Origin of the sequence: Micromonospora sp. NPDC005197, from assembly GCF_040608295.1 — a bacterium.
Taxonomy (GTDB): domain Bacteria; phylum Actinomycetota; class Actinomycetes; order Mycobacteriales; family Micromonosporaceae; genus Micromonospora.
In genome coordinates this window covers 1-24,254 of the sequence record NZ_JBEXHY010000040.1, presented here as the reverse complement: position 1 = coordinate 24,254, position 24,254 = coordinate 1, and the positions used below count along the sequence as shown (strand labels likewise).

The window sequence follows — 24,254 nt, the reverse complement described above, 5'->3', positions numbered from 1 at the left end:
GCAGGCTCACCCGGCTCGGCGGCTAGGGAGCCTCAGCCGCTGACCCGACTCAGGCGGCGACTGGCGTCTTGAGTTTCTGCGCGTAGATGTCGACGTACTCCCGGCCGGAGAGCTCCATCAACTCGTACATGACCTCGTCGGTGACCGCGCGCTCGACGAACCGGTCGCCGGCCAACCCCGCGTAGCGGGAGAAGTTCAGGGGCGCGCCGAAGCGGACCCGCACCTGGCCGACCCGTGGGAGGAGCCTGCCGGGCGGCTGGAGTTCGTCGGCGTTGAGCATCGCCACCGGCACCACCACCGCGCCGCTCTCCAGGGCCAGCCGCGCCACACCGGTCTTGCCCCGGTAGAGCCGCCCGTCCGGGGAGCGGGTGCCCTCCGGGTAGATGCCGGCCACTCCTTGAGCGCGCAGCACCCGCAACTGGGTGTCCAGGGCGGCGCGGGCGGCCTGACCGCCGGAGCGGTCCACCGGGATGGTCCCGGTGCCGACGAAGAACATCTTCATGAACCAGCCCTTGATCCCCTTGCCGGTGAAGTACTCCGCCTTGGCCACGAAGGTGACCCTCCGCGCAACGATCAACGGGATGAAGATCGAGTCGAAGAAGGAGAGGTGGTTGCTCGCCAGGATCACCGGGCCGGTCGCCGGCACATTGCGCAGGCCCTCCACCTGCGGGCGGAAGATCAGCTTGAGCAGCGGACCGAGGAGCACGTATTTCAACAGCCAGTAGAGCACCGGTGTCCTTTCCGTGGTGTGCCCGCGACAACACCATGCCCGGGAGCGCCGCCGTCGCTGACGAGCCTACGAAGCCTCAGCTCTACCCACAACGGACGAACGACCGCTTCGATCTCGTCAGGTGCTCGGGGCCTCGATCAAGGTCCGCCCGTGCCGGACTCGACAGGCCCGGTTCGTGACGCAGTCAGATTCCGCAGGGCGGGAAGGCCCCCGGCGAAGCCACGCTGGCCACCGCAAACGACGGACCTAGTCCTGAGGCCAGACACGTGCCCGGCCTCACGACCAAATCCGACATCCGCTGAGCACGGTCCGCCGTCAGGCGTCCGGCCGCTCCGGTTTAGGACGATGCCGTCGTCGTTGGATCACAGCAGCGAGTTCACGCAGGAAGACAACGACGAGTCCGACGCTGGAGGGCACCGCGATCCAGGCACGCCAACCTCCCTCGCTCACGATGCCGGGCAACAGGATCACGGTGAAAAGGAGCATGAGCCCCAACACCGACAGACTTCGCCCCGAGTCGCCCGAGTTCACCATTGCCAGCTCCGCCTGTAGGACGTCTGCCTGCATGAGGTTCGCGACATGCCTCTGGTCCACTTGTCCAGCACCCCGCAGAACGTGTTCCAGGGCTTCACCGCTCAGTCGCGGGTGCGATCGCGCCAGAAGCGAGGCCCTCCACCTGCGGGCGGAAGATCAGCTTGAGCAGCGGACCGAGGAGAACGTACTTCAGCAGCCAGTAGAGCACCGGTGTCCTTTCCGTGGTGGGCCCGCGACCGCGCCGGAACCCGGGAGCGCCGTCGTCGCCGACGAGCCTACGAAGCGGGCGCTCGGACCACAACGGACGGACGCTCACCACCACCGCGCGCCGGCCGCGGTCGCCAGCACGCCGAGGATGTACTCCGGTGTCTGGGCCAGCAGCGCCACCCGCCACAGACGGTTGCCCGGATCCCACCAGCGCTCCGGCAGGTAACAGCTCACCAACATCCGCACCCCGTGCACCGCCGCCATCCAGAACGGAAAGAAGATCACCCAGCCGACGATGTCGAAGACCAGATCCTTCGTCCGCTCGCCGGCGAACGCGGACACCGGGACGAGGACCAGCACGCCGGCGGCGAACACCATCCCGAACAGGATGGACCAGGCCGCACCCCGGGCGATGTGCCGCAGGGCGACGTCCTCGATCTCCTCACCCGCCAGGCCCGCTTCCTCGATCACCTCGGCGCGGCGCTCCTCGGGCGTCTTACCGTCGGCGTCGAGGAACTTCGCGACGGGACCGGCCAGCCAGCGTGTCACCGCCAGCGCCGGATCCATACCCACCCCTATTCGCCCCGCTCGCTCTTCCACCGTAGGAACTCGCGGTACAGCTCCTCTTCGCGCCTGCGCATGCGCCGGTGCAGCACCCGGGAGGCCACGAGAAGCATGCCGCCGCCGCCCAGCATCAGGTAGCCGAGGATCCGGTCGTCGGGGATCTTCGGTGCCGTGCTGAACAGCAACCCCAGCAGGGTCGAGCCCAGACCCAGGTAGAGCGCGATCCCGGGCGGTGTCTGCCGGTATTCGAGATGGTGACGGTCGGCGAACGTCTGGAACCTCGGCGGGACGTCCGGCTCCTCGTACTCCTCAGCGGTCACGTATGCCCCCTCCGTCCCCGGCGTGGAGTCGCCGCCGTCAACGATCACCGAGATCGCACGTGTCGCGCAAGAACGGACATAGGTGGCCCGCCGCGACCTGCGACAGCAGCCGTGACTTTGGAAGACGCGACACAACGCACTCCCGGAACCGGCCTCCGACGTGTCACGATTCAGAGCACGGCGTGCGTACGGGCGTCGAGGGGGCAGGGTGGCCGCGTCGGAAGGCGCGTTGAGGAGGATGTCCGGGTGTCAGCGGGTGGGGCCCGCCGGGGACGGCGGGACAACGGGCTCGACGCGAGCGAGTACGCCGTCGTCGGCGACGTCGATCCGCGCGTCGGCGAGCACCTGCTCGACGTGCTGGCCGCCGGCGGGATCGCCGCCTACCTGCAACCCTCCGCCGACCTCAACCCCGTCACCCGCACCACCACGGTTCCGGCCCGCCCGGTCGACCGGCTCTACGTCGACCGCTCGCACCTGACCACGGCCCGCGACTACCTCACCCAGCTCGCCGACGAGAGCGCCCCGGAGCAGCCGCCGGCCCGCGACGAGCCGGACATCGACGCCGAGTGGGCCCGGATCGTGGCCGGCTTCCACGCCACCTCGACCGCCGACGAGCGCCCGTGGCCGGCAGCGGAGGACGTGGACGAGCGCGACGACCGGGAAACCCGGGACGAGCCGACGGCTGGTCCGCTCGCCCGCTCCGGCGCCGACGAGGCCGGGCCGACCGCCACCGACGTCCGCCGGCTGCCGTCGGCCACCGACTTCTCCGGGATCTCGGTCGGCCGGGGCACCCGCGGTGACGAGCCCTCGCTGCTGGACGGTCTGGACACCTTCGGCGCCGACCTGCCCGACGACGACGAGGACGAGGGTTACCACCCGCCGCCACCCCCGCCACTGCCCCGGATCTCCAAGTACGCGGTGGTCGGCGCGCTCGCGGTGGTCGTCGGTTTCGTGCTCTTCCTCTTCCCGTCGCTGCTCCCGGTGGACCGCTCGGCGGTCATCCTGTTCGGGTTCACCGGCATCCTGGCCGGCTTCGTCACGCTGATCTGGCGCCTGCGCCCCGGCGACGAGAACGACGACGACCCGGACAACGGCGCCGTCGTCTGACTCCCGCGCCCGCCGACCGCATTCCGGGACGAGGACGCCCCCGTCCGGGGCGTAACAATGGTGTAACTTACTGTCAGTAGGAATACCGCTGTACGTCACTTCCCCCGCTGACTGACCGGTTTTTCCTTGCTCGTGGCGGTCAGTCCTCTGCTGATCGGAATGCCCGAGATGCGACAGAGTTCCCTCGTGGTGGTGGCCAACCGCCTCCCCATCGACGACAGCCAAGCGCCCGACGGCGCCTGCGAGTGGCGCCGCAGCCCGGGTGGGCTGGTCAGCGCGCTGCACCCCCTGCTCCGGCACACCCCGGCGACCTGGGTCGGCTGGGCCGGAGGCACCGGGGCCGCGCCCGCCCTGCCGGACGTGGACGGCGTCCACATGCACACCGTCGCCCTCAGCCAGGAGGATCTGCGCGACCACTACGAGGGTTTCTCCAACGCCACCCTCTGGCCGCTCTACCACGACGCCGTCGAGCAACCCGAGCACCACCGCCGCTGGTGGGAGGCGTACCAGCGGGTCAACCAGCGCTTCGCCGAGGCGACCGCCGAGGTGGCCGAGCCGGGCGGCGTGGTCTGGGTGCAGGACTACCACCTGCAGCTGGTCCCCGGGCAACTGCGCGCGCTCCGCCCCGACCTGCGCATCGGGTTCTTCCTGCACGTGCCGTTCCCGCCACCGGAGCTGTTCATGCAGTTGCCCCGTCGGGCCGAACTGCTGCGCGGCATGCTCGGCGCCGACCTGGTCGGCTTCCAGCGCGCCCAGGCGGCGCACAACTTCGCCCAACTGGTCACCCGGGTGCTGGAGCTGCCGGCCACCGACCGCCGGATCGGGATCGACGACCGGGTGGTGCGCATCGGCGCCTTCCCGGTGTCCATCGACACGGCCGAGATGGCCGCCCTCGCCGCCCGCCCCGACGTTGCCGCGCGGGCCCGCCGCCTGCGCCAGGATCTCGGCGACCCCCGCCAGGTCATCCTCAGCGTCGACCGGATGGACTACACCAAGGGCATCGAGCAGCGCCTCAAGGCGTACAGCGAGCTGCTCGCCAGCGGCGACGTCAAGGTCCGCGACACGGTGCTGGTGCAGGTCGCCATGCCGAGCCGGGAACGTGTCGGGCAGTACCAGATCCTGCGCGAACGGATCGAGCGCGAGGTGGGCCGGATCAACGGCGAGTTCGGCCGGGTCGGTGAGCCCGCCATCCACTACCTCACCCAGCCGTTCGACCGGGCCGAGCTGGCCGCGCTCTACCGGGTCGCCGACGTGATGGCGGTGACCCCGCTGCGCGACGGGATGAACCTGGTCGCCAAGGAGTACGTCGCCGCCCGGGTGGACGACACGGGTGCGCTGCTGCTCAGCGAGTTCGCCGGCACGGCCGCCGAGCTGTCCCAGGCGTACCTGGTGAACCCGCACGACCTGGAGGGGCTCAAGCAGGCGCTGCAAACGGCGCTGCGGGCCAGCCCCGCCGACGTCACCGAACGCATGCGGGCCATGCGCGCCCACCTGCACCAGCACGACATCCGGGCCTGGGCGCGCTCCTACCTGAGCGCGCTGGACGAGCACGGCGCCCTGGTCGGCCGCCTCACCAGCGCCGACGGCGCCCCCCTGGTGCCGCGCCCGGCGACCCGGGCCACCTCCGCGACGCAGCACGCCGGCGGCTGACCGGCGCGACCACTCACCGCGAGGCGGGCTCCTTCTCCAGCCAGTCCAGAATCGCGTCGATCGGCTCGGCCCAACGCGCGTCGAGCATCAGGTCGTGCCCCATGCCCGGAAAGAGCAGCGGAGCCGAACCGTACCGGCGGGCGATCCGCGTCAACGTCGACGCCGGCACCACCCGGTCGTCCGGGCTGCCCAGCACCAGGACCGGCGGCGTGCCGACGGCCGGCTCGGCCTCCGGCTCGCCCAGCAGCGCCCACTGCGCCCGCCGACCGGCCCGACCCAGCCGCGCCACGTACCGCCGAGCCTCCTCGTCGGGCAACTCGCGGCTGAACAACTGCGTGCGGCTGAGCCGCAGCGGCCCGCCGAACACCGCCGGCAGCGTCCCGGCCGGGTTGCGGCGCACCGCCGCGGAGAGCACCCCCCAGCCGCCGAAGACCGGCGCCACCAGCACCGCGCCGCGCGCCGGGTAGCGCGCCAACGCGTGCGCCACCACGAGCGCCCCGGCGCCGTGCCCCACCAGCACCGCCTGGCGCGGCAGGCTCGCGGCCACCTGGACCACATCGTGGGCGTACGCGCGCAGCGTCGCCTCCGGCGCCGGCTCGCTGCCGCCGTGCCCCCGCAGGCTGAGCGCGTACGCCGGAAAGCCCCGCGACGCGGCGTGACCCAGCCAGTGCTCGGCGAACGCCCACGCGCCGTGCCCGAACCCGGGAACGAACAGCAGCGGAGGACGCCCCTCTTCCACCTCGGGAACGGCGCTGAGCACCTCGCGTCGCGCCGGCCGGACCGGCCGGGACCACTCCCGGCCCCGCATGATCCGCAGCTCGGTCACTGAACTCGCCTTCCGTTCGCGACTGCGGGGCTCGCAAGCTCACTCGTCGCGCTCACTTGGCCTCCAGGTCGTGCAGGGCGCGCTGGACGGCGCGCAGGTAGTCGGCGTGCCCAACCTCGAACCAGTGCCGGCTGCTGTCCTTGACCTGCCCCGAGTAGCGCTCCCCGGCCCGGTCGCGCACCCGCTGCGCGAACGCCGCGGCCCGCTCGGGCCGGTCCCGGCGGGCCCGCAACAGCCGGGCGAAGAGCACCGTCTGCCAGTGCGCCAGGGTGAACATCCCGGAGTCCGGTTGCACGAGGCCGGCGACCGCCAGCGTGGGGTGCCCCGGCGTGAAGGCGTTGAGCCAGAGCGTGGGCCGGCCCGTGCCGGCGCTGTCGCCGAACACCGACGCGTCGAGGAACTCGAACCGCGGCAGGTAACCGGTGGCGAAGATGACCAGGTCCGGGTCGATCTCGCGGCCGTCGGCCAGCTCCACGGCGTACGGGCGGAAGCGGGCCAGGTCGGGCACCGGGCCGATCCCGCCGTGGCCCACGTAGTAGACGAGCTGGCTGTTGGCGATCGGGTGCGTCTCGTACACCCGGTGGTCGGGCTTGGGCAGGCCGAAGCGGGTCAGGTCGCCGACGGTCAGGCGCAGCGTCCAGTGGTAGAGCCACTGGCGGAGCCGCAGCGGCACCCGCAGCGCCAGCAGGGCGTCGTTGACCTGGTCGGCTGGGCGCCCGAGGACGTACTTCGGGGCGTACCAGTAGCCGCGCCGGGTGGAGTGCCAGCACCGCGACGCCTGCTGGGCGGCCTCGACGGCGATGTCACAGCCGGTGTTGCCGGCGCCGACCACCAGCACCCGCTTGCCGCGCAGCTGCGCCGGGTCCTTGTAGGACGACGCGTGCATGATCTCGCCGCGGAACTCCTCCAGCCCCTCGTAGCGGGGCAGTTTCGGCGACCAGTTGTGCCCGTTGGCGATCACCACGGCGGCGTATCGGGAGGTGCGCTCCGGCCCGTACCCGCCGGTGGAGCGGGTGGTCACGTCCCAGCGGTCCCCCTCGGCGGGCTCCACCCGGATCACCTCGGTGCCGAACCAGACGTGCGACCGCAGGTCGAAGTGGTCGGCGTACCGCTCGAAGTACGCCAGGAGCTGGCTGTGGTGCGGGTAGTCCGGCCACGAGTCCGGCATCGGGAAGTCGGGGAACTGGGTGAACGGCTTCGACGACAGCAGATGGGTGCTCGCGTACACCGGGCTGCGGTCGTGTCGCCAGTTCCAGGCGCCGCCGACGCCGGTCTCCCGTTCGTAGCAGTCCACCCCGAACCCGTGCTCGCGCAGGTTCTTGATGGCCGTCAGGCCGCTGGCCCCGGCCCCGATGACGCAGACCGTGTCGCCCCGGTCGGAGAGCGGACGGCCGTCGGGGCTCTGCACGGACGGGGTCGCATCCGGGTCGGGCCGGCCGTGGTCGGTGGAGGTGGACACCGGGACATCTCCTTTTGTGCGGCACGGGTGCCGGTCGCCGCGAAATCCTCTCCACATCGGAGCCGGATGTCCAGCCCTGGCGCGGACCGATCGGCGGGTACCGGCCGGTGGGGGTCAGCCGGCGGTGGGCAGCAGCAGGTCGACGAGGACCGGGAAGTGGTCGCTGGCCCGGCGGGTCTGCGGGGTGTCCACCACGTCGTAGTCGACCACGCTGATCCGGGGATCGACGAACAGCGCGTCGATGCGGCGGCGCGGGTCGGCGCACGAGTAGGTGAGCCGGTCCGCCCGGTCGGCCGCGATCGCCGCGTCGGTCAGGCCACGCGCCACCGTGGTCCACGCCGGCCCGTCCGGACCCTCGTTCAGGTCGGCCCCGGCCACCACCGGGCTGCTCGCCGCGTCCAGCCCGCGCCGGAACTCGGCGGCCTGCGCGGGCCGCTCGGTCGGGTCGGTGGACAGGTGCGATCCGGCGAGGGTGAACCGGGCGTCGCCGACCCGGCAGTCGGCGTACGCGGCGCCGCGCAGGTGTCGGCCCGGGGTCAGCGGAAAGCGCTGGCAACGGGTGCCGCGCACCTGCACCCGCAGGCTGGTCAGCAGCAGGTTGCCCAGGGCGGGCAGACCCCCGGCGGCCACCACCAGGCCGAACGACTCGGCCAGGGTGGCGGACTTCTGCCGCCACCGGAACCGGCGCGGGCCCTCCTGCACGATCACCACGTCCGGCCTCGCGGCCCGGACCACCGCCGCCAGCGCGGGGGTGTCGTCACGCTGGCTGTGGATGTTGTACGACACCACGCGCAGCGGTACGCCGGCAGCCTCACCCATCACTGACCGTCTCAGATCCGGCGGGCCAGGTCGGCCGCGCCGATCACCCCGGCGCTGTTGCCCAGCTCGGCGGGGAGCACCTCGGCCACCGGCAGGCGCCCCCGCTGGGCGAGCGCGTCGAGGTACGAGCGGCGCGTCGGGCCGAGCAGCAGGTCACCGGCGTCGATCACGCCGCCGCCGACGACCAGGGTCTGCGGGTCGAGGATCTGCGCCATGTCGGCGAGGCTGGTGCCCAGCCACCGGCCGATCTGCGCGAACGCCTCGGCGGAGACCGGGTCGCCGCCCTGCGCGGCGGCGGTCACCATGTGGCCGGTGATCGCCTCGGCCTCGCCGCCGGCCAGGTCCAGGAGGGCCGCGGCCCGCTGCGGTTCCTGCCGGGCGCCCGCGCGGGCGAAGCGGACCAGGGCGCTGCCGCTGGCGTACTGCTCGATGCAGCCCAGCCGCCCGCAGCCGCACTGGTGCCCGTCCGGCACGGCCAGCATGTGGCCCAGCTCCGCGGCGACGCCGTGCGCGCCGCGCATCAGCTCGCCGCCGAGCACGATGCCGCCGCCGACGCCGGTGCCGATGGTGAACATGATCATGGAGTCGTCGGCGTCCCGGGCCGCGCCGTAGCGGAACTCGGCCCAGGCGGCCACGTTGGCGTCGTTCTCCACGATCACCGGCAGGCCGACGGCGCTGCTGACGTACTCGCGCAGCGGCTCGTCACGCCAGGCCAGGTTCGGAGCGAAGAGCACTGTCGAGCGGGTGGCGTCGATCCAGCCGGCCGCGCCGATCCCGACGGCCTCGATCGTCCGCCCGGCAGCCAGCTCGCCGACCAGCTCGATGATGACGTCGCGGGTCTTGCCGACGTCATCGGCGGGAGTGTCCCGTCGGCTCTGCACGAGAACCGTGCCGGTGTCGTCCACGACACCGCCGGCCACCTTCGTGCCACCGACGTCGACTCCGATGGTCAGCGTCACCGCTGCCGCTCCCCTCTGCTGTGCTGTCCGGTCCGCGCGCGCCGATGACGCGCCGGTCCGGATCGCGATGTCCCGCGCTCAGGCGCCGCCGCCCGGCGCGTCCGCGCCGGTGTCGTCGGACGCCCGCGACGCGGGCACCACGGGTCGGCTGGTCGGCGCCGGCGCGACCACCGACCCGGCGTCGTCGACGGGTGCTGCGGTGGCCGGGGCGGGTGGGTCCGCCGTCCGGGTGGCGACCGACCAGACATCCCGCTCCGGCGCCGGCTGAGAATCATGCCCGGTGCGGGTGGCATCGCGCCACACGTGCTCGTCGTCGGTCTCGGCGGACCGCTCGGCCGGGGCGAAGGGTGCGGCCTCGTCGTCGCTGCTCGCGGCGGACGTCGGCTGCGCCGGCGCGGACGGCTGCGGTGCGGTCGCCGGGGGTGGCTCCGGCGGCGCGAACGCGCGGAGCAGGCTGGCCACGCCGGCCGCGAGGTCTCCGGCACCGGTGGCCAGGCGTTCGGCGAATTCCGGACTCGGGTCACGCAACGCGGCGATGCCACGACAGACCGGGCAGACACAGCATTCGGCCGAACCGGTGGCGAAACCACCACCGCCGTGGGCGCCGCCGCCCGCAGCGGCACTGTGACCGAGGACACCGGCCAGCATCCCGCCCAGCGGGCCGAACGCGCCGCCCACCGACCCGCCGGAGGCCAGTCGTGCCCCCGCGAGCAGGGTGGCGACCAGTCGCTCCGCCTCTTCCCGGGCCGAACCCGGATCCGTTCCGCCCACCCTCGGCTCCTCTACCCTGCCGCCGGACGCGTCACTGCGCCGCACCGGGTGCTTCTACCCGGCGCTTGAGCTGCTTCAACGCGGTGTCCATGATCATCTTCTCGGCCTTGCGCCGAAACATGCCGAGCATCCCCACCGACAGCTCGACCTCCAGCGTGTACGTCACAGTGGTGCTCCCGTCCGGGTTCGCCACCAGGTCGTACGAGCCGCGCTGGCTCTTCTGCATCTTCGAGGGGGCGAGCAGGTGCCATTCGACGCGGGACAGGTCCTCGGCGTACTCGTAGGCGAGCACGTACTCGTCGGCCATCACCCCGGCGTCGATGGCGAACCGCACCTGGCTGGCGTAGCCGTCCTCGTACTCCTCGATCACCTCGGCGTGGCGCACCGCCTCGGTCCACTCCGGGTAGCTCGGAAAGTCGCAGATGACCGCCGCCACCCGGTCCGGTGACGCGCCGATGATGATCGACTGGGTGGAGGAGTCCGCCATGGGGGGAGGCTACCCGGCGGGTACCGCCCGCACGCCGCGCCGCCCCCGCCGGGTAGGTTTCGACAGAGCCGAAGACCGTGGATGGGCAGCGGCCGGCCAGTGCGAGCACGAAGGAGTGCAGGTGCGCGAGTTCTCCGTTCCGCCGATCGTCACCGTTGGCGACGCGGCCAACCTCACCGATCCGGTCTGGGACAACGCCGAGGCCGCGCCGGACACGGTCCAGTTCGCCCGCGCCACCCGCTCGGCCGACGGCAGCGGCACGACCTGGGCCGAGGTGACCTGCCTGGCGTTCCGCGACGAGGTGGTGGCGGTGGCCCGGGGCCTGATTGCCGCCGGCGTCTCCCCGGGCGCCCGGGTCGCGCTGATGAGCCGGACCCGCTACGAGTGGACGCTGCTCGACTACGCCATCTGGACGGTCGGCGCGGTCACCGTGCCGATCTACGAGACCTCCAGCGCCGAGCAGGCCGCCTGGATCCTGGCCGACTCCGGCGCGGTCGCCGCCGTGGTGGAGACCGACGCGCACGCCGACCTGGTCGCCGGCGTCCGCGACCGCCTGCCCGAGCTGGTCCACCTCTGGCAGATCGACCGCGGCGGGGTCGACGAGCTGGTCACCGCCGGCGCCGCCGTCGAGCTGGCCGAGGTCGAGCAGCGCCGCAAGGCCGTCCGGGCCAGCGACCTGGCCACGATCATCTACACCAGTGGCACCACCGGCCGCCCCAAGGGTTGCGTGCTCACCCACCGCAACATGTACGCCGACATCGCCAACGCGGTGCCGGTGCTGCCGAACCTGTTCAACGCCGGCGCGGCCACCCTGCTCTTCCTGCCGCTGGCGCACGCGTTCGCCCGGCTCATCCAGATCGGCGTGGTGCAGGCCCGGGCCACCCTGGCGCACTGCGCCGACACCAAGAACCTGGTCGGCGAGCTGCAGGAGTTCCGCCCCACCTTCGTGCTCTCCGTGCCACGGGTGTTCGAGAAGGTCTACAACGCGGCGAAGCAGAAGGCCGAGGCCGACGGCAAGGGCGGCATCTTCGCCCGCGCCGAGCAGGTCGCCATCGCGTACAGCGAGGCTCTGGAGACCCCGCGCGGGCCCGGCCTGGCGCTGCGCGCCCAGCACGCGGTCTTCGACCGGCTCGTCTACCGCAAGCTGCGCGCCGCGCTCGGCGGGCGGTGCCGCGACGCCATCTCCGGCGGCGCGCCGCTGGGCCCCCGGCTCGGTCACTTCTTCCGGGGCGTCGGCGTGACGATCCTGGAGGGGTACGGGCTGACCGAGACCTCGCCCGCCGCCGCCGCGAACCTGCCCACCGGCACCCGGATCGGCACCGTCGGCCGGCCGCTGCCCGGCGTGACCGTCCGGATCGAGGACGACGGCGAGATCCTGATCTCCGGCGACCTGGTCTTCCAGGGCTACTGGCACAACGAGGCGGCGACCGCGGAGGCGCTCAGCGCCGACGGCTGGTTCCGCACCGGCGACCTGGGCCAGCTCGACGCCGACGGCTACCTGAGCATCACCGGCCGCAAGAAGGAGCTGATCGTGACCGCGGGCGGCAAGAACGTCGCCCCCGCGGTGCTGGAGGACCAGGTCCGCGCCCACCCGCTGATCAGCCAGTGCGTCGTCGTCGGGGACGCGAAGCCGTTCATCGGCGCGCTGGTCACCATCGACGAGGAGGCGTTGCCGACGTTCCTCGCGAGCGCCGGACTGCCCCCGGACACCCCGGTCGAGAAGCTGCGCGAGCACGAGGGCCTGCGCGCCGAGGTCCAGTCCGCGATCGACACCGCGAACCAGTCCGTGTCGAAGGCCGAGGCGATCAAGGTCTTCCGGATCCTGCCCCGCGACTTCACCGAGGCGACCGGTGAGCTGACCCCGTCGCTGAAGGTCAAGCGACAGGTCGTCCACAAGACGTACGCGGCGGAGATCGCCGACATCTACCGCAGCTGACTACCATCCGTCACGTGCCCGCATCCGCATCCGCCCCACCACATCCGCATCCCCTCGCCGCGGCCGCCCGCCTGGTGATGCTGGCGCTGGTCGCGATCCTGACCCTGTTCGCCACCCGCGACGTCACCCAGCTGTGGTGGATCGCGCTGCTGGCGGTCGCCGGAGCGCCCTCCCTGCTCGCCCCGCAGCACCGGCTGATCGGGCCGTTGAGCCGGGTGGCCGAGGTGGTGGTGCTGGGGCTGGCCGCGAGCCAGGTCGCCGCTGTCGCGTCGATCGGGGGCACGGTCGACGGGCTCGGCGCCTCCGCGGTGCTTCCCTACCTGGCGGTGCCGGTGACCGTCACCGCCCTGCGCCGCCGCTTCCGCGAGGGCGCGGCGCTGCTCGCGGTGACCGCCGGCACGCTGCTGGTCAGCGGCGCGTTGACCCAGGTCGACGGCGGGCGTCAGCTCGGCCAGGTGGGCTACCTCGCGGTCTGCGCGCAGTGGCTGATCCTCGCCGCGCTCGGGCTCTACGCCGCCGGCACCCTGCACCGGGTGATGGCCGTCCGCGCCGACGGCAAGCCCCAGCCGTACGCCGAGGCGACCCGGCTGTTGACCCAGCTGCGGACGGTGGCCCGGCAACTGCCGGGGGCGACCCTGGACCCGGGCGGCATCTCCGAGCACCTGCTGGAGGAGCTGCGCACGGTGGCCCGGGCGGACCGGGGCGCGGTGCTGTCGGCCAGCGGCGGAGGCCGGCTCGTGGTGCTCGCCCAGGCCGGGGTGGACCGGGTGGACTGGGAGACGACCCTGGACGCGGACTCGGCGATCGCCGACGCCTGGGCCAGCCAGCAGGCCACCACGGCCGCCCGCTCGCAGTCGCGCTCCCACCGGGGTGGGGACGTGTCGGCGCTGATCGTCCCGCTGGTCGCCGGGGTGCGCACGGTGGGGCTGGTGGTGCTGGAGGCGGACGTCGCGCAGGCGTACCCGCCGCCGGTGGTGTCCCGGGTCACCGGGCTGACCCAGCCCGCCGCGCTGCGGCTGGAGGCGGCTCTGCTGTTCGACGAGGTCCGTTCGCTGGCCACCAACGAGGAGCGTCAGCGGCTGGCCCGGGAGATCCACGACGGGGTGGCGCAGGAGCTGGTGATGGTCGGCTACGGCATCGACAACGCCCTGGCCACCGTCTTCGACGACGCGGACGAGACCGCCGAGGCGCTGCGTACGCTGCGCGGCGAGGTGACCCGGGTGATCACCGAGCTGCGGCTGAGCCTCTTCGAGCTGCGCAGCGAGGTGGACCGGCAGGGCGGCCTGGCCGCGGCGATCGCCGAGTACGCCCGGACGGTGGGCGCCTCGGGCGGCTTGCGGGTGCACCTGTCGCTGGACGAGTCCACCGCGCGCCTGCCGGCGGCCACCGAGGCCGAGTTGCTGCGCATCGCGCAGGAGGCGGTGACCAACGCCCGCAAGCACGCCGGAGCCTCGAATCTCTGGGTCACGTGTGAGGTGGACCCCCCGTACGCTCAAATTGAAGTGTCGGATGACGGTCAGGGGATGGCTGACCAGCGCCCCGACGGACGGTACGGTCTTGCGATCATGGCCGAGAGGGCGGAACGTATCCGGGGCCGGTTGGAGATCAGGCCGCGGCAACCCAGCGGCACGACCGTGGCGGTGGTTCTCGGCACCTCGTCCCGGCGCGACAACGTGCGCGACAGCGCAGCACCAGAAGGGGAGTAACCCGAGGATGACCACAAGTCCGACACCGGCCACCCGCACCAAGGTTCTCCTTGTCGACGATCATGACCTGATTCGCAAGGGCCTGCGGCACGCCTTCGAGCGCGACCGTCAGTTCGAGGTCGTCGGCGAGGCCGCGACCGCGGCTGAGGGGGTACGCCAGGCCGGCGCCCTGCAGCCGGACGTGGTGATCATGGATCTGCGGCTGCCCGACGGCAGCGGCCTGGAGGCCACCCGCGCGCTGCGCAAGTCCAGCGCGTCGATGGGCATCGTGGTGCTGACCATGTACGCGGGCGACGACCAGCTCTTCGGCGCCCTGGAGGCCGGCGCGAGCGCCTTCGTGCCGAAGACCGCCCCGGCCGACGAGGTGGTGGCCGCCGCGCGGCACGCCGCCTCCTCGCCCAGCGCGTTCACCGCCGCCGACCTGGCCGAGGCGATGAAGCGTCGGCTCGCCCCGTCCGGCCCGCAGCTCTCCCCCCGGGAGGGGCAGGTGCTGCGGCTGCTCGCCGACGGGATGAGCGTGGCGGGCATCGCGAAGCAGCTGTTCGTGAGCGAGTCCACCGCCAAGACGCACATCTCGAAGCTCTACGAGAAGCTCGGCGCCGCCAACCGGGCACAGGCGCTGATGACCGCGCTGCGGCTCGGCCTGCTCGAAGCGCCGGACGCCCCGAAGTTCTGACCCGCGCCCGCTCGTCGAGCGGGACACCGCGACCGAAGGTCCGTGCCGGCTCGTCGCCGGCGCGGACCTTCGTGTATCGACCGACGTCGGCGGGAATTCGGCGGCACGCTATGGTCTGGCGGGTACGTCGGGGGCAGAATACCCGCGCGGGCGACGACGCCCGCGTCGCGGACTCAAGGGGTTGAGCGCATGCAGCGGCCGGACTGGGCACCCGACACCATCGACATCGAGCGCCCGAGCGTCGCGCGGATGTACGACTACTACCTCGGCGGATCGCACAACTTCGCCGCCGACCGGGCCGCCGCGCAGGCGATGGTGGCCGCCGTCCCGGAGGCGCCGCTGATGGCGCAGGCCAACCGGGCGTTCCTGCGCCGAGCGGTCCACCACCTCGCCGAGGCCGGCGTCCGACAGTTCCTCGACATCGGCTCGGGCATTCCCACAGTCGGCAACGTGCACGAGATCGCCCAGCGCATCGACCCGGAGTCGCGGGTGGTCTATGTGGACGTCGATCCGGTCGCGGTGGCGCACAGCCGGGAGATCCTGGCTGGCAACGACCGCGCGGTGGTCGTACAGGAGGATCTGCGGCACCCGGAGCGGATCCTGGCGCACCCCGACGTCCGCAAGCTGCTCGACCTGAGCCAACCGGTGGCCGTGATGATCGTGGCCGTTCTGCACTTCGTCTCCGACGACGACCGTCCGGCAGAGCTGCTGGCGACGCTGCGCGACGCGTTGGCGCCCGGCAGCTACCTGGTGCTGTCGCAGGCCAGCGACGACGGGCGCAGCGAGGACGAGCGCGCCGAGGCCGAGCGGGTCTACCGGCGTACCGACAGCCCGCTCTGGATTCGTAACCGGGCCGAGCTGACCGCGCTCTTCGACGGGTTCGAGCTGGTCGACCCGGGCGTCGTCTGGGTGCCACAGTGGCGACCGGACACCCCGGAGAGCGCGGAGGACGCCGAGCGCGCGGTCTTCATGGGCGGCGTCGGACGACTCGGTGACTGAGTCGCCCGGGAAGGCCACCCGCCCGGGCACCTTCGCCCGCGCGTGGGCCAAGGCGGTCTCCGGCACGAGCTACCTGCCGATGACCCAGGCTCAGCTCGAGGCCCTGCTGCACCGGCTCACCGGGCAGTTGGCCGGCGCGCTGCTCGCCGAGCCGTTCGACCTGCGGGCCGGGCACCGGGTCGGCGCCGAGTTGGTCGCCGCGCACATCGCGTCCGCGGAGGGGCTGGGTCGTACGGTCGAGGTCATCCAGCTCCGGCTCGTACGGGACCTGGGACTGGTGGCCGAGGACGTCGAGGACCGGATGGCGCGGTTGCTGGCCGCCGTGGCGACCGGCTACGCCCGCGCGCTGCGCGACCGGACGCTCGACGAGCAGGAGTCGATCCGCCGGGCCGCCATGATGGCCCGGACGCAGGCCGAGCGGGCGCTGCGGGCCAGCGAGGCCCGGTTCCGCCACCAGGCCACCCACGACCCGCTCACCGGCCTGCCCAACCGGACGCTGTTCACCGAACGACTCACCGCCGCGCTCAACGAGCCGGGCCGGGGCGCCCAGCGCATGGGGGTGTGCTTCCTCGACCTGGACCGCTTCAAGGTCGTCAACGACAGCCTGGGGCACCAGGTGGGCGACCGGCTGCTGACCACGGTGGCCGAGCGGCTGCGCCAGGCCCTCGGTGAACACCTGGTGGCCCGCCTCGGCGGCGACGAGTTCGTCATCCTGGTGGAGGGCGCCAGCGGCACCGACGCCGTGGTGGAGGTGGCCGAGAGCGCCCTGGCCGCGGTCCGCACACCGGCGGTGGTCGACGGGCACGAACTCCAGGTCACGGCGAGCATCGGCATCGTCGAGCGGCAGGTGGCCGGGGCCACCCCCAGCGACCTGATGCGGGCGGCCGACAGCACCCTGCACTGGGCGAAGTCGGCCGGCGGGGCGCGCTGGGCGCTCTACGACGCCGAGCGCAACCGCCGTGAGCTGGCCCGCTACGCCCTCTCGGCGGCCATCCCGGCCGCGCTGGAGCGGGGCGAGTTCTACCTCGACTACCAACCCCTGACCTCGCTGCGCGACGGCCGGCTGCTCGGCGTGGAGGCGCTGGTCCGCTGGCGCCATCCGGAGCTGGGCGTCCTGCGGCCGGACAGCTTCATCGCGCTGGCCGAGGAGACCGGCCTGATCGTGCAACTGGGTGGGTGGGTGCTGGCCGAGGCGTGCCGGGAGGCGGAGGCGTGGTCGGCGGAGGGCGTCCAGGCGCCGTTCGTGAGCGTCAACCTGGCGGTCCGGCAGGTGCACCGGCCCGGCCTGGTGCAGGAGGTCCGGGCGCTGCTGCGCCAGACCGGTCTGCCGCCCGAGCGACTCCAGTTGGAGATCACCGAGAGCACGATGATGAGCAGCGCCAAGGAGCCCGTGCGCGCGCTGCGGGTGCTGGCCGATCTCGGGGTACGCATCGCCATCGACGACTTCGGCACCGGCTACAGCAACCTGGCGTACCTGCGGGACCTGCCCGTCACCGAGCTGAAGGTGGCCGGGGAGTTCGTGGCCGGCCTGCGCTCGCCGGCGGTGGGGCGTACCGACGAGCGGATCCTCGCCTCGCTGGTGTCGCTGGCACACGCGCTGGACCTGACGGTGACCGCCGAGGGGGTGGAGACCGCCGGGCAGGCCGAGCGGCTGCGGGCGATCGGCTGCGACGCCGCCCAGGGCTGGCATTTCGGCCGGCCGGCCCCCGCCGACCGCATCCTGGCCCGCATCCGTTGAACCCCCGCACCACCAGTAGACAGCGTCTACGCCCGCCTGGTAGACACTGTCTATGAGCGAGGGGGAGGCGGGCCTGCGGGCCCGACTGGTGGCCGCCGGGGTGGACCTCGTGCTGCGCGAGGGCCAGTCGGCGGTGTCACTGCGGGAGATCGCCCGCCGGGCGGGCGTCTCGCACGGCGCGCCGCGCCGCTACTTCCCCACCCACGTCGACCTGCTCTCCGCCATCGCCCGGGAGGGCTTCGCCGACCTCACCGCCCGCGTCGAGGAGACGCTGCGCGCGGCCGGCCCGGACCCGCGTACCCGCCTGGTCGCGCTGGCCCGGACGTACCTGGACTTCGCCGCGGCGCACCACGGCATGTTCGAGCTGATGTTCCGCCACGACCTGCTGGCCAGCGGTCGTCTGCGGCTGCGCGAGACGAGCCTGCCGCTGTTCACCCTCCTGGTCGACCTGGTCGCCCAGGCACGCCAGCCGACCGACGCGCCCGCCCCGGTGCTGGCCGGCGCGCTCTGGGCCAACCTGCACGGCATCGCTCAGCTCTGGGCCTGGGGCAGCCTGCCGCTGGCCACCGGCGTCACCGACGACGACACCCTCCTGCGGGCCGCGCTCGACGCCCACCTCGGCCCCGCGCCGCACTGAACCGGGAGAAGACGTGCCCCTGCTGTACGACATCGGCAAACTGACCGTCGGCACCACCCTGCGGCTGGGCTGGCGGCCCCGCGTGGAGGGGCTGGAGCATCTGCCCCGCCACGGCGGCGCCATCCTCGCCGGCAACCACCTGTCCGTCGCCGACGAGGTGTTCCTCGGCTGCCTGACGCCGCGCCACGTCACCTTCTGGGCCAAGGCCGAGTACTTCACCGGCCGAGGCCCGAGCGGCTGGCTCAGCCGGCGGATCGTCTCCGGCATGGGCGCCATCCGGGTCGAGCGCGCCGGCGGCCGGGCCGCCCTCACGGCCCTCGACGCGGCCGTGCCGGTGCTGCGCGCCGGCGGTCTCGTCGCCATCTACCCGGAGGGCACCCGGTCCCCGGACGGGCGGCTCTACCGGGGTCGGGTCGGCATGACCCGGCTCGCCCGCGACGCCGAGGTGCCGATCATCCCGGTCGGTGTGCTCGGCACCGCCGAGGTCCTGCCGGTCGACGCGCGGCTGCCCCGCCGGCACCCGGTCACCCTGCGGTTCGGTCCGCCGATCCCGGTCGCCGGGCGCATCACCGGGCCCCGCGACATCCGGACGATCACCGACGAGGTGATGGCCGCGATCCAACGGCTCACCGACCAGGAGTACGTGCCCCGCTACGCCCCGCCCCGGCCGGCCCGCACCTGAACACGGGCGGCGGTCAGCCGGCGAGCAGAGCCGCCATCCGCTGTGCCTGCGCCTCCCAGCGCCACTCCCGCTCCACCCACGCCCGGCCGGCCGCGCCGAGCTGGCGGGCCAGATCCCGGTCGGCGAGCAACCGGGCGACCCGGTCGGCGAGCTGGGCGACGTCCCGACCGCGGACCACGTACCCGGTCTCGCCCTCACGGACGGCGTCCGGGGCGCCGCCGGAGTCCCCGGCCACCACCGGCAGACCGGTCGCGGACGCCTCCAGGTAGACGATGCCCAGCCCCTCCACGTCCAGGCCGCGGTTGCGGGTGCGGCAGGGCATCGCGTAGACGTCGCCGGCCGCGTAGTGCGCCGGCAGCGCGGCCGCCGGCACCGAACCGGTGAACACCACGTCCCGCTCGACGCCCATCTGCCGGGCCAGCTTCTCCAGGGTCGCCCGGTACGGACCGCCACCGACGATCAGCAGCGCCGCGTCGGGCACCCGGCGGCGGATCTCCGGCAGCGCCCGGATCAGCATGTCCTGACCCTTGCGCGGCACCAGTCGGGACACGCACACCACCACCGGCCGGTCGGTCAGCCCCAACCGGGCCCGGACCGGCTCACCGTCCACCGTCGGGTGGTAGGTGTCCACGTCCACCCCGGGCGCCAGCCGGCGCAGGTCGGTCACCCCGTCCAGCACACGGGCCAGCCGGACGCGGGTGTACTCGCCGAGGTAGGTGGTCACGTCGACACCCCGACCGATGCGCCGCAGCGCCGGCCGGGCAGCCGCCAGCGCCGCCCAGCCGACCTCGTGGCCGTGGGTCTGCGCCACCACCCGGCGTACGCCCGCCCGGCGGCGCAGGCCGCCGGCGAGCAACCCCAGCGGGGCCGCCGCGCCGAACCACACCGTGTCGCAGTCGTACGCGCGGGCGAGGCGGGCCGCCCGGCGGGCGATCAGCGGGGTGGGCAGCAGCACCCGGGTGCGCTCGCGGATCACCTCGAACGGCTGGTCGGCGTCGAACTTCGCGGCGCCGCGCCAGCTCGACGCGTACACGACCACCGACCCGGCCGGCTGACGCACGGCGAGGTTGTGCACGAAGGACTGGATGCCGCCCGGACGGGGCGGAAAGTCGTTGGTGATCAGCAGCGTGCGGCTCATCGGCCAGCCTCCCGGGCGTACGCGCGGGCGGCGGCCATCCGCTCCACGGTGGACGGATGCGAGGCCGAGTAGAGGTAATCCCAGCGCGGCGGATCGGGGTCGCCGAGGTTGACCGAGCCGAGGCGGCGCTGCATCGACTCGAAGGCCACCGGGTCGCGGGTGAGCGCGAGCGCGTGCGCGTCGGCTCGCGCCTCCACCCGCCGCGACATCAGCGCCTGCACCGGGGTGGCGACCAGGCCGGCCACCGTGACCAGGGCGATCAGCAGCGGGAACGCGCGTGGATCGGCCACCGAGTCGACGCCGGCCAACCGCAGCAGCAGCCCCCACGAGCCGAGCAGGTAGAGCGCCACCACGGCGGCAGCGGCGCCCAGCGCCCCGGTCAGCGTGCCCACCGCCACGTCGGAGTCCTTCGCGTGCCCCAACTCGTGCGCCACCACGGCGGTCACCTCGGCGGGGGTGGCCTCGCTCAGCAGCGTGTCGTAGACGACCACCCGGCGGGTCGGCCCGAGGCCGGAGACGTACGCGTTGACCGCCCTGGTGCGCCGCGAGGCGTCGGCGACCAGCACGTCGCGCACCGGCACCCCGTCGCGGGCGGCCATGCTCATCAGCTCGGTGCGCAGCGGACCCTGCTCCATGGGGGTGAACTTGTTGAACACCGGCTCCACCAGCACCGGCAGCACGAACGAGAGCAGCACCACCAGCAGGGCCGCGCCCGCCGCGCCGAACGCCCACCACCAGCGCGGCGCGAACCGGATGACCGCGTAGAAGCCGAACAGCGCCACCGCGCCGATCACGGCGCTGACCGCGTACGACTTGAGCAGGTCGACGGCCCAGCCACTCCATCCGTTGGTGCTCAGCCCGTAGCGGGTCAGCACGCTCTGGCGCCACGCGGAGAACGGGAGGGTGAGCAGGTCGGCGACGAGCACCACGGCGAGACCGCCGAGCACCGCCCGCGCGATCCAGTGCCCGCCGAACGGCCGGCCCACCAGCTCGACCAGGCGGCTGCCCAGCGGGGTGAGGCCGAGCGCGACGGCGATCAGCAGCCCGACGGCGAGCGCGGCGTAGCTCCCGGGGCGCAGCGCGGCACGGAACGCACGCCCCTTGGCCACCTGCTCCACCGGGAGATCGCGCAGCGCGGCGAGCTGGTCGGCGCGGGGCGCCGGTGGCCGGTGCCAGGGAATGAACAGCGCGGCGGTCACCAGCAGGGCCACCGTCAATCCGGCCAGCGTCAGCAACGCCCAACCGCGCGGGGTCACCGGGGCCCGCCGTGCTCGCGTCGTACCCCGTTCATCCCGCCGCTCCTCCCGCCGTGACCGCCCATCCTATGGCCCGCGAAAAGCCCGCTTCGCCCGCGGTGTCGCGCTCCGGCGACGCGGACGGCCGTGCGGGAACTCAGGCCACCCGGCGGACCCGGCGTGCGGCGACGTCGGGCCGCGCGGGCGCGGCCAGCACCTCGACGTCGAAGCCGGCCCGGGCGAGCACCTCGATGGCCTCGACCTCGGCGGCGACCAGCCCGGCCGCCGGGGACGTCTCGTCGAACAGGGCGGTCAGCGGGCAGCCGGAACAGCCGTCGGCCCGTTTCGCGCACCCGTCGCAGTCGATGAGCATCACGCCTCCTGATCGCTGGCGATGCGCGGTCGACGCCCTGTCGTCGTCGCCCGAGCACCGTCGGTCACATCGACGCTATCCACCGGGTACGACAGAACCGCCCGCACCGCCCCGTTGAGGGCTAGATCGACTCCAGATCAGCGAAATCGGGGTATCCCGGCCGGCCGGACACCACGACATCGCCGACCTCTTGTCGATCAAGGTGGCGCGGTAGCCCACGGGCCCCCGATCGTCGTCGATCCAATCGCCGGTCAACTGCCGGTCAAGCGCCTGTTCCCTCGACCGGGGCCGCTGCGATCGTTGCGGTACGGCCGATCCACCGCCCGACGAGGGTCCACCGACGCACCTGCCGGGCCGGGTGCAACCGGCCGTCCACGTTGATCCATCGGAGGATTCGAATGCGCGGACCATCCTCGACCACACGCTCCCGGCTCTCGGCCGTCGCGCTCCTCGCGGCCACCGCGACGGCCGCGGGCGGGCTCGTCGCCACGCCGGCGCAGGCCACCTCGGCGCTCGGCTGCAACTACCCCCGCGTCTGCTTCTGGGTGACCGGGAACCCGTACGACGGCGCCCCGCCGACCGCGTCGTTCCAGGACAACTACTACCAGACCCTCGGGTCCCGGAGCAGGGGCGCGGACTGGGTCTACAACAGCCGCAACGACGACGGCGCGAAGATCTTCTACTCCAACGGCGACTGGGTGTGCGTCTCCCCGGGCGAGCTGGCCTACCTCGAGCCGTACGGCTACGCGGTGGCCCTCGACATCATGGACTCCCCGTACTGCTCCTACTGACCGCTCGCCGGAGGTTGAAGACATGAATCCACGACGTCTCCTGGCCGCGTGCGCCGTCACGGTGACCGCAGCGGTCGGCCTGGTCGCCACACCGGCGTTCGCCGGTGGCTACTTCCAGACGAAGACGGACCTGAACCTGCGCTACTGCCAGTGGCTGAACAACTCGCAGTGCTCGGTCATCCTCACGATCCCCAAGGGCCAGTCGGTCTACCTGAACTGCTGGGCGACCGGATCGTCGGTCAACGGCGACACGGTCTGGTACAACGCGTTCTACGGCAACGCGAACGGCATGCTCGCCGGTGACTACATGTACACCGGCCACGACCCGAACCCCGCCGTCTCCCGCTGCGGCTGACACGCGATCCGGCCGCTGGCGCTGACGCACCAGCGGCCGGATCCGTACGTCACGGGTAGTACACCCGAGGGCTGGTGAAGATGCCGTGCAACGTTCCGCTGCACGTGTAGACCTCGACCACCGCCACGGCGGAGCCCTTGAAGTTGTTCATCACGTTGACGTTGCGGCTGATCGGCCCGAATCGGCCGGTCCGGTTGAGGTCGTAGTAGATCCAGGAGGTGTTGCCGTTGTTCGTGGTCCGCAACTGCAGGTACGCCGTGCACCGGGACTGGTCCGGTGTGGCGTTCATGTAGAAGTCACCCACCACGGTCTGGTTGGAACCCTGGTACGAGATGCACGAGCTGATCGGGTAGGCCCCGGTGCAGCCGCCACCCGAGGCCGCCAGGGCCGGTCCCGGGGCGACGAGGAGCGCCGCCAGTGTGACAACCGTGCCGAGGATGGTGCCCAGCAGTCTTTTTCTCATACCGTTCGCCTGCCTTTGTCCGGTGCCCGACGGTGCCGGGCGGATGCGGACACCGTCGCCGACCGAACCTGCAGGAACCTCGCCGTATTCTTGCCCGCCCCGACAGCTCGGCCCGGGCGCGTGGTCAGGAGCGGGCGAGGCGGCGCAACAGCGAGTCGGCGCCCAGCGGGTACGCGCCGTGCCGGCGTACGCCGTCGGCGACCTCGCGGTCGGACGAGATCACGACGACCGGGCGGCCCGCCGGCTCGGCGCGGACCAGGCGGCGGATCAGCTCGTCGGCAGTCTCGCCCTTGCGGGAGAAGAGCACCCGGACGCCGCGGGGCGCGGGTGGCAGCCCGTGCATCCGTTCGGCGCCGTCGAACACGACGGTGACCTCGTCGCCGGTCTGCGCGGCGATCCCGCCCAGCCCGGTGATGAGGCGCTTGCGCTGCTGCTCCAACGACATCTCGCCGAAGCCACGCTTGGTGACGTTGTAGCCGTCCACCACGAGGTGCGCCCGGGGCAGGGCGAGCAGCTGGTCCAGTCGGGCCGGGTCGTCGGTGTCGCGGGCACGGGCGGCCGGGCCGGCCGGGGCGGTGCCCGGCTGCTCGGCGAACGCGTCGGCGACGAAGTCGGCGGGGAGCTTGTCCACCGGGTCGAGCGCCAGCTCCCGGCGCAGCCCGACGGCGGCCTGACCGATGGTCTCCAGCAGCAGCCAGAGGCGGGCGTCGTCGACCGAACGCGCCTCCTTGGCGCTGGCCCGGGCCACCCCGGCGGCGGCCTCGGCCTCGGCGAGCCGGGCGCGGGCGCGGCGCAGTTCGGCGTCCACGTCGGCGCTGGCGCGTGCGGCCCGGCCGCGTTCGGTGGCCAGGAGTTCGCTGGCCTTGCGCTCACGGGCCTGCGTCTCGCGCAGGGTACGGGCCAGTTGACGGGACTCCTCGCGGAGCTGGCCCAGCTCCTCGCGGACCCGCGCCAGCTCGTCGCGGAGCTTCTCGGCCTCGACCCGGGCCACCGCCCGGTCGTGTTCGGCGCGGGTGGCCCGCTGCTCGGCCTCACGGACCAGCTCGGCGACGACGGCGCTGTCCGCCTCGGCGCGGACCGCGGCGCCGCTGG

At 73.1% G+C, this 24,254-nt stretch carries 26 protein-coding genes; 11 read left to right on the top strand and 15 right to left on the bottom strand.

The window, feature by feature from the left end; all coding sequences use genetic code 11:
- Positions 1–49 precede the first annotated feature (49 nt).
- From ABZU46_RS15870 to ABZU46_RS15855, 4 genes are all read right to left on the bottom strand, one after another.
- Positions 50–730 (bottom strand): lysophospholipid acyltransferase family protein, encoded by a 681-nt coding sequence (locus ABZU46_RS15870; RefSeq protein ID WP_354858220.1) that lies wholly within the window; start codon positions 728–730, stop codon positions 50–52.
- Between the two features lie 315 nt (positions 731–1,045).
- Entirely contained in the window at positions 1,046–1,324 is a 279-nt protein-coding gene (locus ABZU46_RS15865) for a hypothetical protein (protein WP_354858218.1), read from the bottom strand.
- Between the two features lie 252 nt (positions 1,325–1,576).
- Positions 1,577–2,038, bottom strand: coding sequence for a hypothetical protein (locus ABZU46_RS15860; protein ID WP_354858217.1), 462 nt, complete (start codon positions 2,036–2,038; stop codon positions 1,577–1,579).
- Between the two features lie 8 nt (positions 2,039–2,046).
- Positions 2,047–2,355: a hypothetical protein gene (locus ABZU46_RS15855; protein ID WP_354858215.1), complete on the bottom strand. Its 309-nt coding sequence runs from the start codon at positions 2,353–2,355 to the stop codon at positions 2,047–2,049.
- 246 nt (positions 2,356–2,601) lie between these two features.
- On the opposite strand from ABZU46_RS15855, the gene ABZU46_RS15850 reads away from it, so the two are divergent.
- Together ABZU46_RS15850 and ABZU46_RS15845 are read left to right on the top strand one after the other, a co-directional pair.
- Positions 2,602–3,462 carry a DUF308 domain-containing protein gene (locus ABZU46_RS15850; protein ID WP_354858213.1) on the top strand — a complete coding sequence of 287 codons (861 nt, stop codon included), beginning with the start codon at positions 2,602–2,604 and terminating at the stop codon, positions 3,460–3,462.
- A gap of 168 nt (positions 3,463–3,630) precedes the next feature.
- Complete coding sequence (locus ABZU46_RS15845; protein WP_354858210.1) at positions 3,631–5,112, top strand: trehalose-6-phosphate synthase; 1,482 nt, start codon at positions 3,631–3,633, stop codon at positions 5,110–5,112.
- A gap of 13 nt (positions 5,113–5,125) precedes the next feature.
- Here ABZU46_RS15845 and ABZU46_RS15840 read toward each other — a convergent pair whose 3' ends face one another.
- From ABZU46_RS15840 to ABZU46_RS15815, 6 genes are all read right to left on the bottom strand, one after another.
- Complete coding sequence (locus ABZU46_RS15840; protein WP_354858263.1) at positions 5,126–5,920, bottom strand: alpha/beta fold hydrolase; 795 nt, start codon at positions 5,918–5,920, stop codon at positions 5,126–5,128.
- Between the two features lie 70 nt (positions 5,921–5,990).
- The gene (locus tag ABZU46_RS15835; RefSeq protein WP_354858208.1) at positions 5,991–7,397 is read right to left on the bottom strand and encodes an NAD(P)-binding domain-containing protein; all 1,407 of its coding nucleotides are present in this window, start codon (positions 7,395–7,397) and stop codon (positions 5,991–5,993) included.
- Positions 7,398–7,511: 114 nt separating this feature from the next.
- Positions 7,512–8,216 (bottom strand): endonuclease/exonuclease/phosphatase family protein, encoded by a 705-nt coding sequence (locus ABZU46_RS15830; protein WP_354858205.1) that lies wholly within the window; start codon positions 8,214–8,216, stop codon positions 7,512–7,514.
- 11 nt (positions 8,217–8,227) lie between these two features.
- Positions 8,228–9,175, bottom strand: coding sequence for an ROK family glucokinase (locus tag ABZU46_RS15825; RefSeq protein WP_354858204.1), 948 nt, complete (start codon positions 9,173–9,175; stop codon positions 8,228–8,230).
- A gap of 78 nt (positions 9,176–9,253) precedes the next feature.
- Complete coding sequence (locus tag ABZU46_RS15820; RefSeq protein ID WP_354858202.1) at positions 9,254–9,946, bottom strand: hypothetical protein; 693 nt, start codon at positions 9,944–9,946, stop codon at positions 9,254–9,256.
- Positions 9,947–9,977: 31 nt separating this feature from the next.
- Positions 9,978–10,433, bottom strand: coding sequence for an SRPBCC family protein (locus ABZU46_RS15815; protein WP_354858200.1), 456 nt, complete (start codon positions 10,431–10,433; stop codon positions 9,978–9,980).
- Positions 10,434–10,554: 121 nt separating this feature from the next.
- On the opposite strand from ABZU46_RS15815, the gene ABZU46_RS15810 reads away from it, so the two are divergent.
- The 7 genes from ABZU46_RS15810 (at position 10,555) to ABZU46_RS15780 (ending at position 18,807) form a co-directional block, all read left to right on the top strand.
- Positions 10,555–12,369 carry a long-chain fatty acid--CoA ligase gene (locus tag ABZU46_RS15810; protein ID WP_354858198.1) on the top strand — a complete coding sequence of 605 codons (1,815 nt, stop codon included), beginning with the start codon at positions 10,555–10,557 and terminating at the stop codon, positions 12,367–12,369.
- Between the two features lie 14 nt (positions 12,370–12,383).
- Positions 12,384–14,075 (top strand): GAF domain-containing sensor histidine kinase, encoded by a 1,692-nt coding sequence (locus ABZU46_RS15805; protein ID WP_354858196.1) that lies wholly within the window; start codon positions 12,384–12,386, stop codon positions 14,073–14,075.
- Positions 14,076–14,082: 7 nt separating this feature from the next.
- Positions 14,083–14,751 (top strand): response regulator transcription factor, encoded by a 669-nt coding sequence (locus tag ABZU46_RS15800; RefSeq protein ID WP_007072219.1) that lies wholly within the window; start codon positions 14,083–14,085, stop codon positions 14,749–14,751.
- A 189-nt stretch (positions 14,752–14,940) separates the two neighbouring features.
- Entirely contained in the window at positions 14,941–15,750 is an 810-nt protein-coding gene (locus ABZU46_RS15795; RefSeq protein WP_354858194.1) for an SAM-dependent methyltransferase, read from the top strand.
- 79 nt (positions 15,751–15,829) lie between these two features.
- Positions 15,830–17,488, top strand: a complete 1,659-nt coding sequence (locus tag ABZU46_RS15790; protein WP_354858261.1) for an EAL domain-containing protein — start codon at positions 15,830–15,832, stop codon at positions 17,486–17,488.
- A 52-nt stretch (positions 17,489–17,540) separates the two neighbouring features.
- Positions 17,541–18,125 carry a TetR/AcrR family transcriptional regulator gene (locus tag ABZU46_RS15785; RefSeq protein WP_354858191.1) on the top strand — a complete coding sequence of 195 codons (585 nt, stop codon included), beginning with the start codon at positions 17,541–17,543 and terminating at the stop codon, positions 18,123–18,125.
- 13 nt (positions 18,126–18,138) lie between these two features.
- Positions 18,139–18,807: a lysophospholipid acyltransferase family protein gene (locus tag ABZU46_RS15780; protein ID WP_354858189.1), complete on the top strand. Its 669-nt coding sequence runs from the start codon at positions 18,139–18,141 to the stop codon at positions 18,805–18,807.
- A 13-nt stretch (positions 18,808–18,820) separates the two neighbouring features.
- Here the strand turns inward: ABZU46_RS15780 and ABZU46_RS15775 are convergent, their stop codons facing one another.
- From ABZU46_RS15775 to ABZU46_RS15765, 3 genes are all read right to left on the bottom strand, one after another.
- Entirely contained in the window at positions 18,821–19,945 is a 1,125-nt protein-coding gene (locus ABZU46_RS15775) for a glycosyltransferase family 4 protein (RefSeq protein ID WP_354858187.1), read from the bottom strand.
- Entirely contained in the window at positions 19,942–21,201 is a 1,260-nt protein-coding gene (locus ABZU46_RS15770; RefSeq protein WP_354858185.1) for a M48 family metallopeptidase, read from the bottom strand. The genes ABZU46_RS15775 and ABZU46_RS15770 overlap by 4 nt, the downstream gene beginning before the upstream one ends.
- 136 nt (positions 21,202–21,337) lie before the next feature.
- On the bottom strand, positions 21,338–21,553 hold the full coding sequence (locus ABZU46_RS15765) for a hypothetical protein (RefSeq protein WP_354858183.1): 216 nt from the start codon (positions 21,551–21,553) through the stop codon (positions 21,338–21,340).
- A 398-nt stretch (positions 21,554–21,951) separates the two neighbouring features.
- On the opposite strand from ABZU46_RS15765, the gene ABZU46_RS15760 reads away from it, so the two are divergent.
- Both ABZU46_RS15760 and ABZU46_RS15755 read left to right on the top strand, forming a co-directional pair.
- Positions 21,952–22,344 carry a hypothetical protein gene (locus tag ABZU46_RS15760; RefSeq protein ID WP_354858182.1) on the top strand — a complete coding sequence of 131 codons (393 nt, stop codon included), beginning with the start codon at positions 21,952–21,954 and terminating at the stop codon, positions 22,342–22,344.
- A 22-nt stretch (positions 22,345–22,366) separates the two neighbouring features.
- A complete protein-coding gene (locus ABZU46_RS15755; RefSeq protein WP_354858181.1) occupies positions 22,367–22,699 on the top strand; it encodes a hypothetical protein in 333 nt (110 codons plus the stop codon).
- 49 nt (positions 22,700–22,748) lie between these two features.
- Here the strand turns inward: ABZU46_RS15755 and ABZU46_RS15750 are convergent, their stop codons facing one another.
- Together ABZU46_RS15750 and ABZU46_RS15745 are read right to left on the bottom strand one after the other, a co-directional pair.
- The gene (locus ABZU46_RS15750; protein WP_354858179.1) at positions 22,749–23,162 is read right to left on the bottom strand and encodes a hypothetical protein; all 414 of its coding nucleotides are present in this window, start codon (positions 23,160–23,162) and stop codon (positions 22,749–22,751) included.
- A 124-nt stretch (positions 23,163–23,286) separates the two neighbouring features.
- Positions 23,287–24,254: NYN domain-containing protein (locus ABZU46_RS15745; RefSeq protein WP_354858177.1), on the bottom strand; the 968-nt coding region annotated here is incomplete at its 5' end.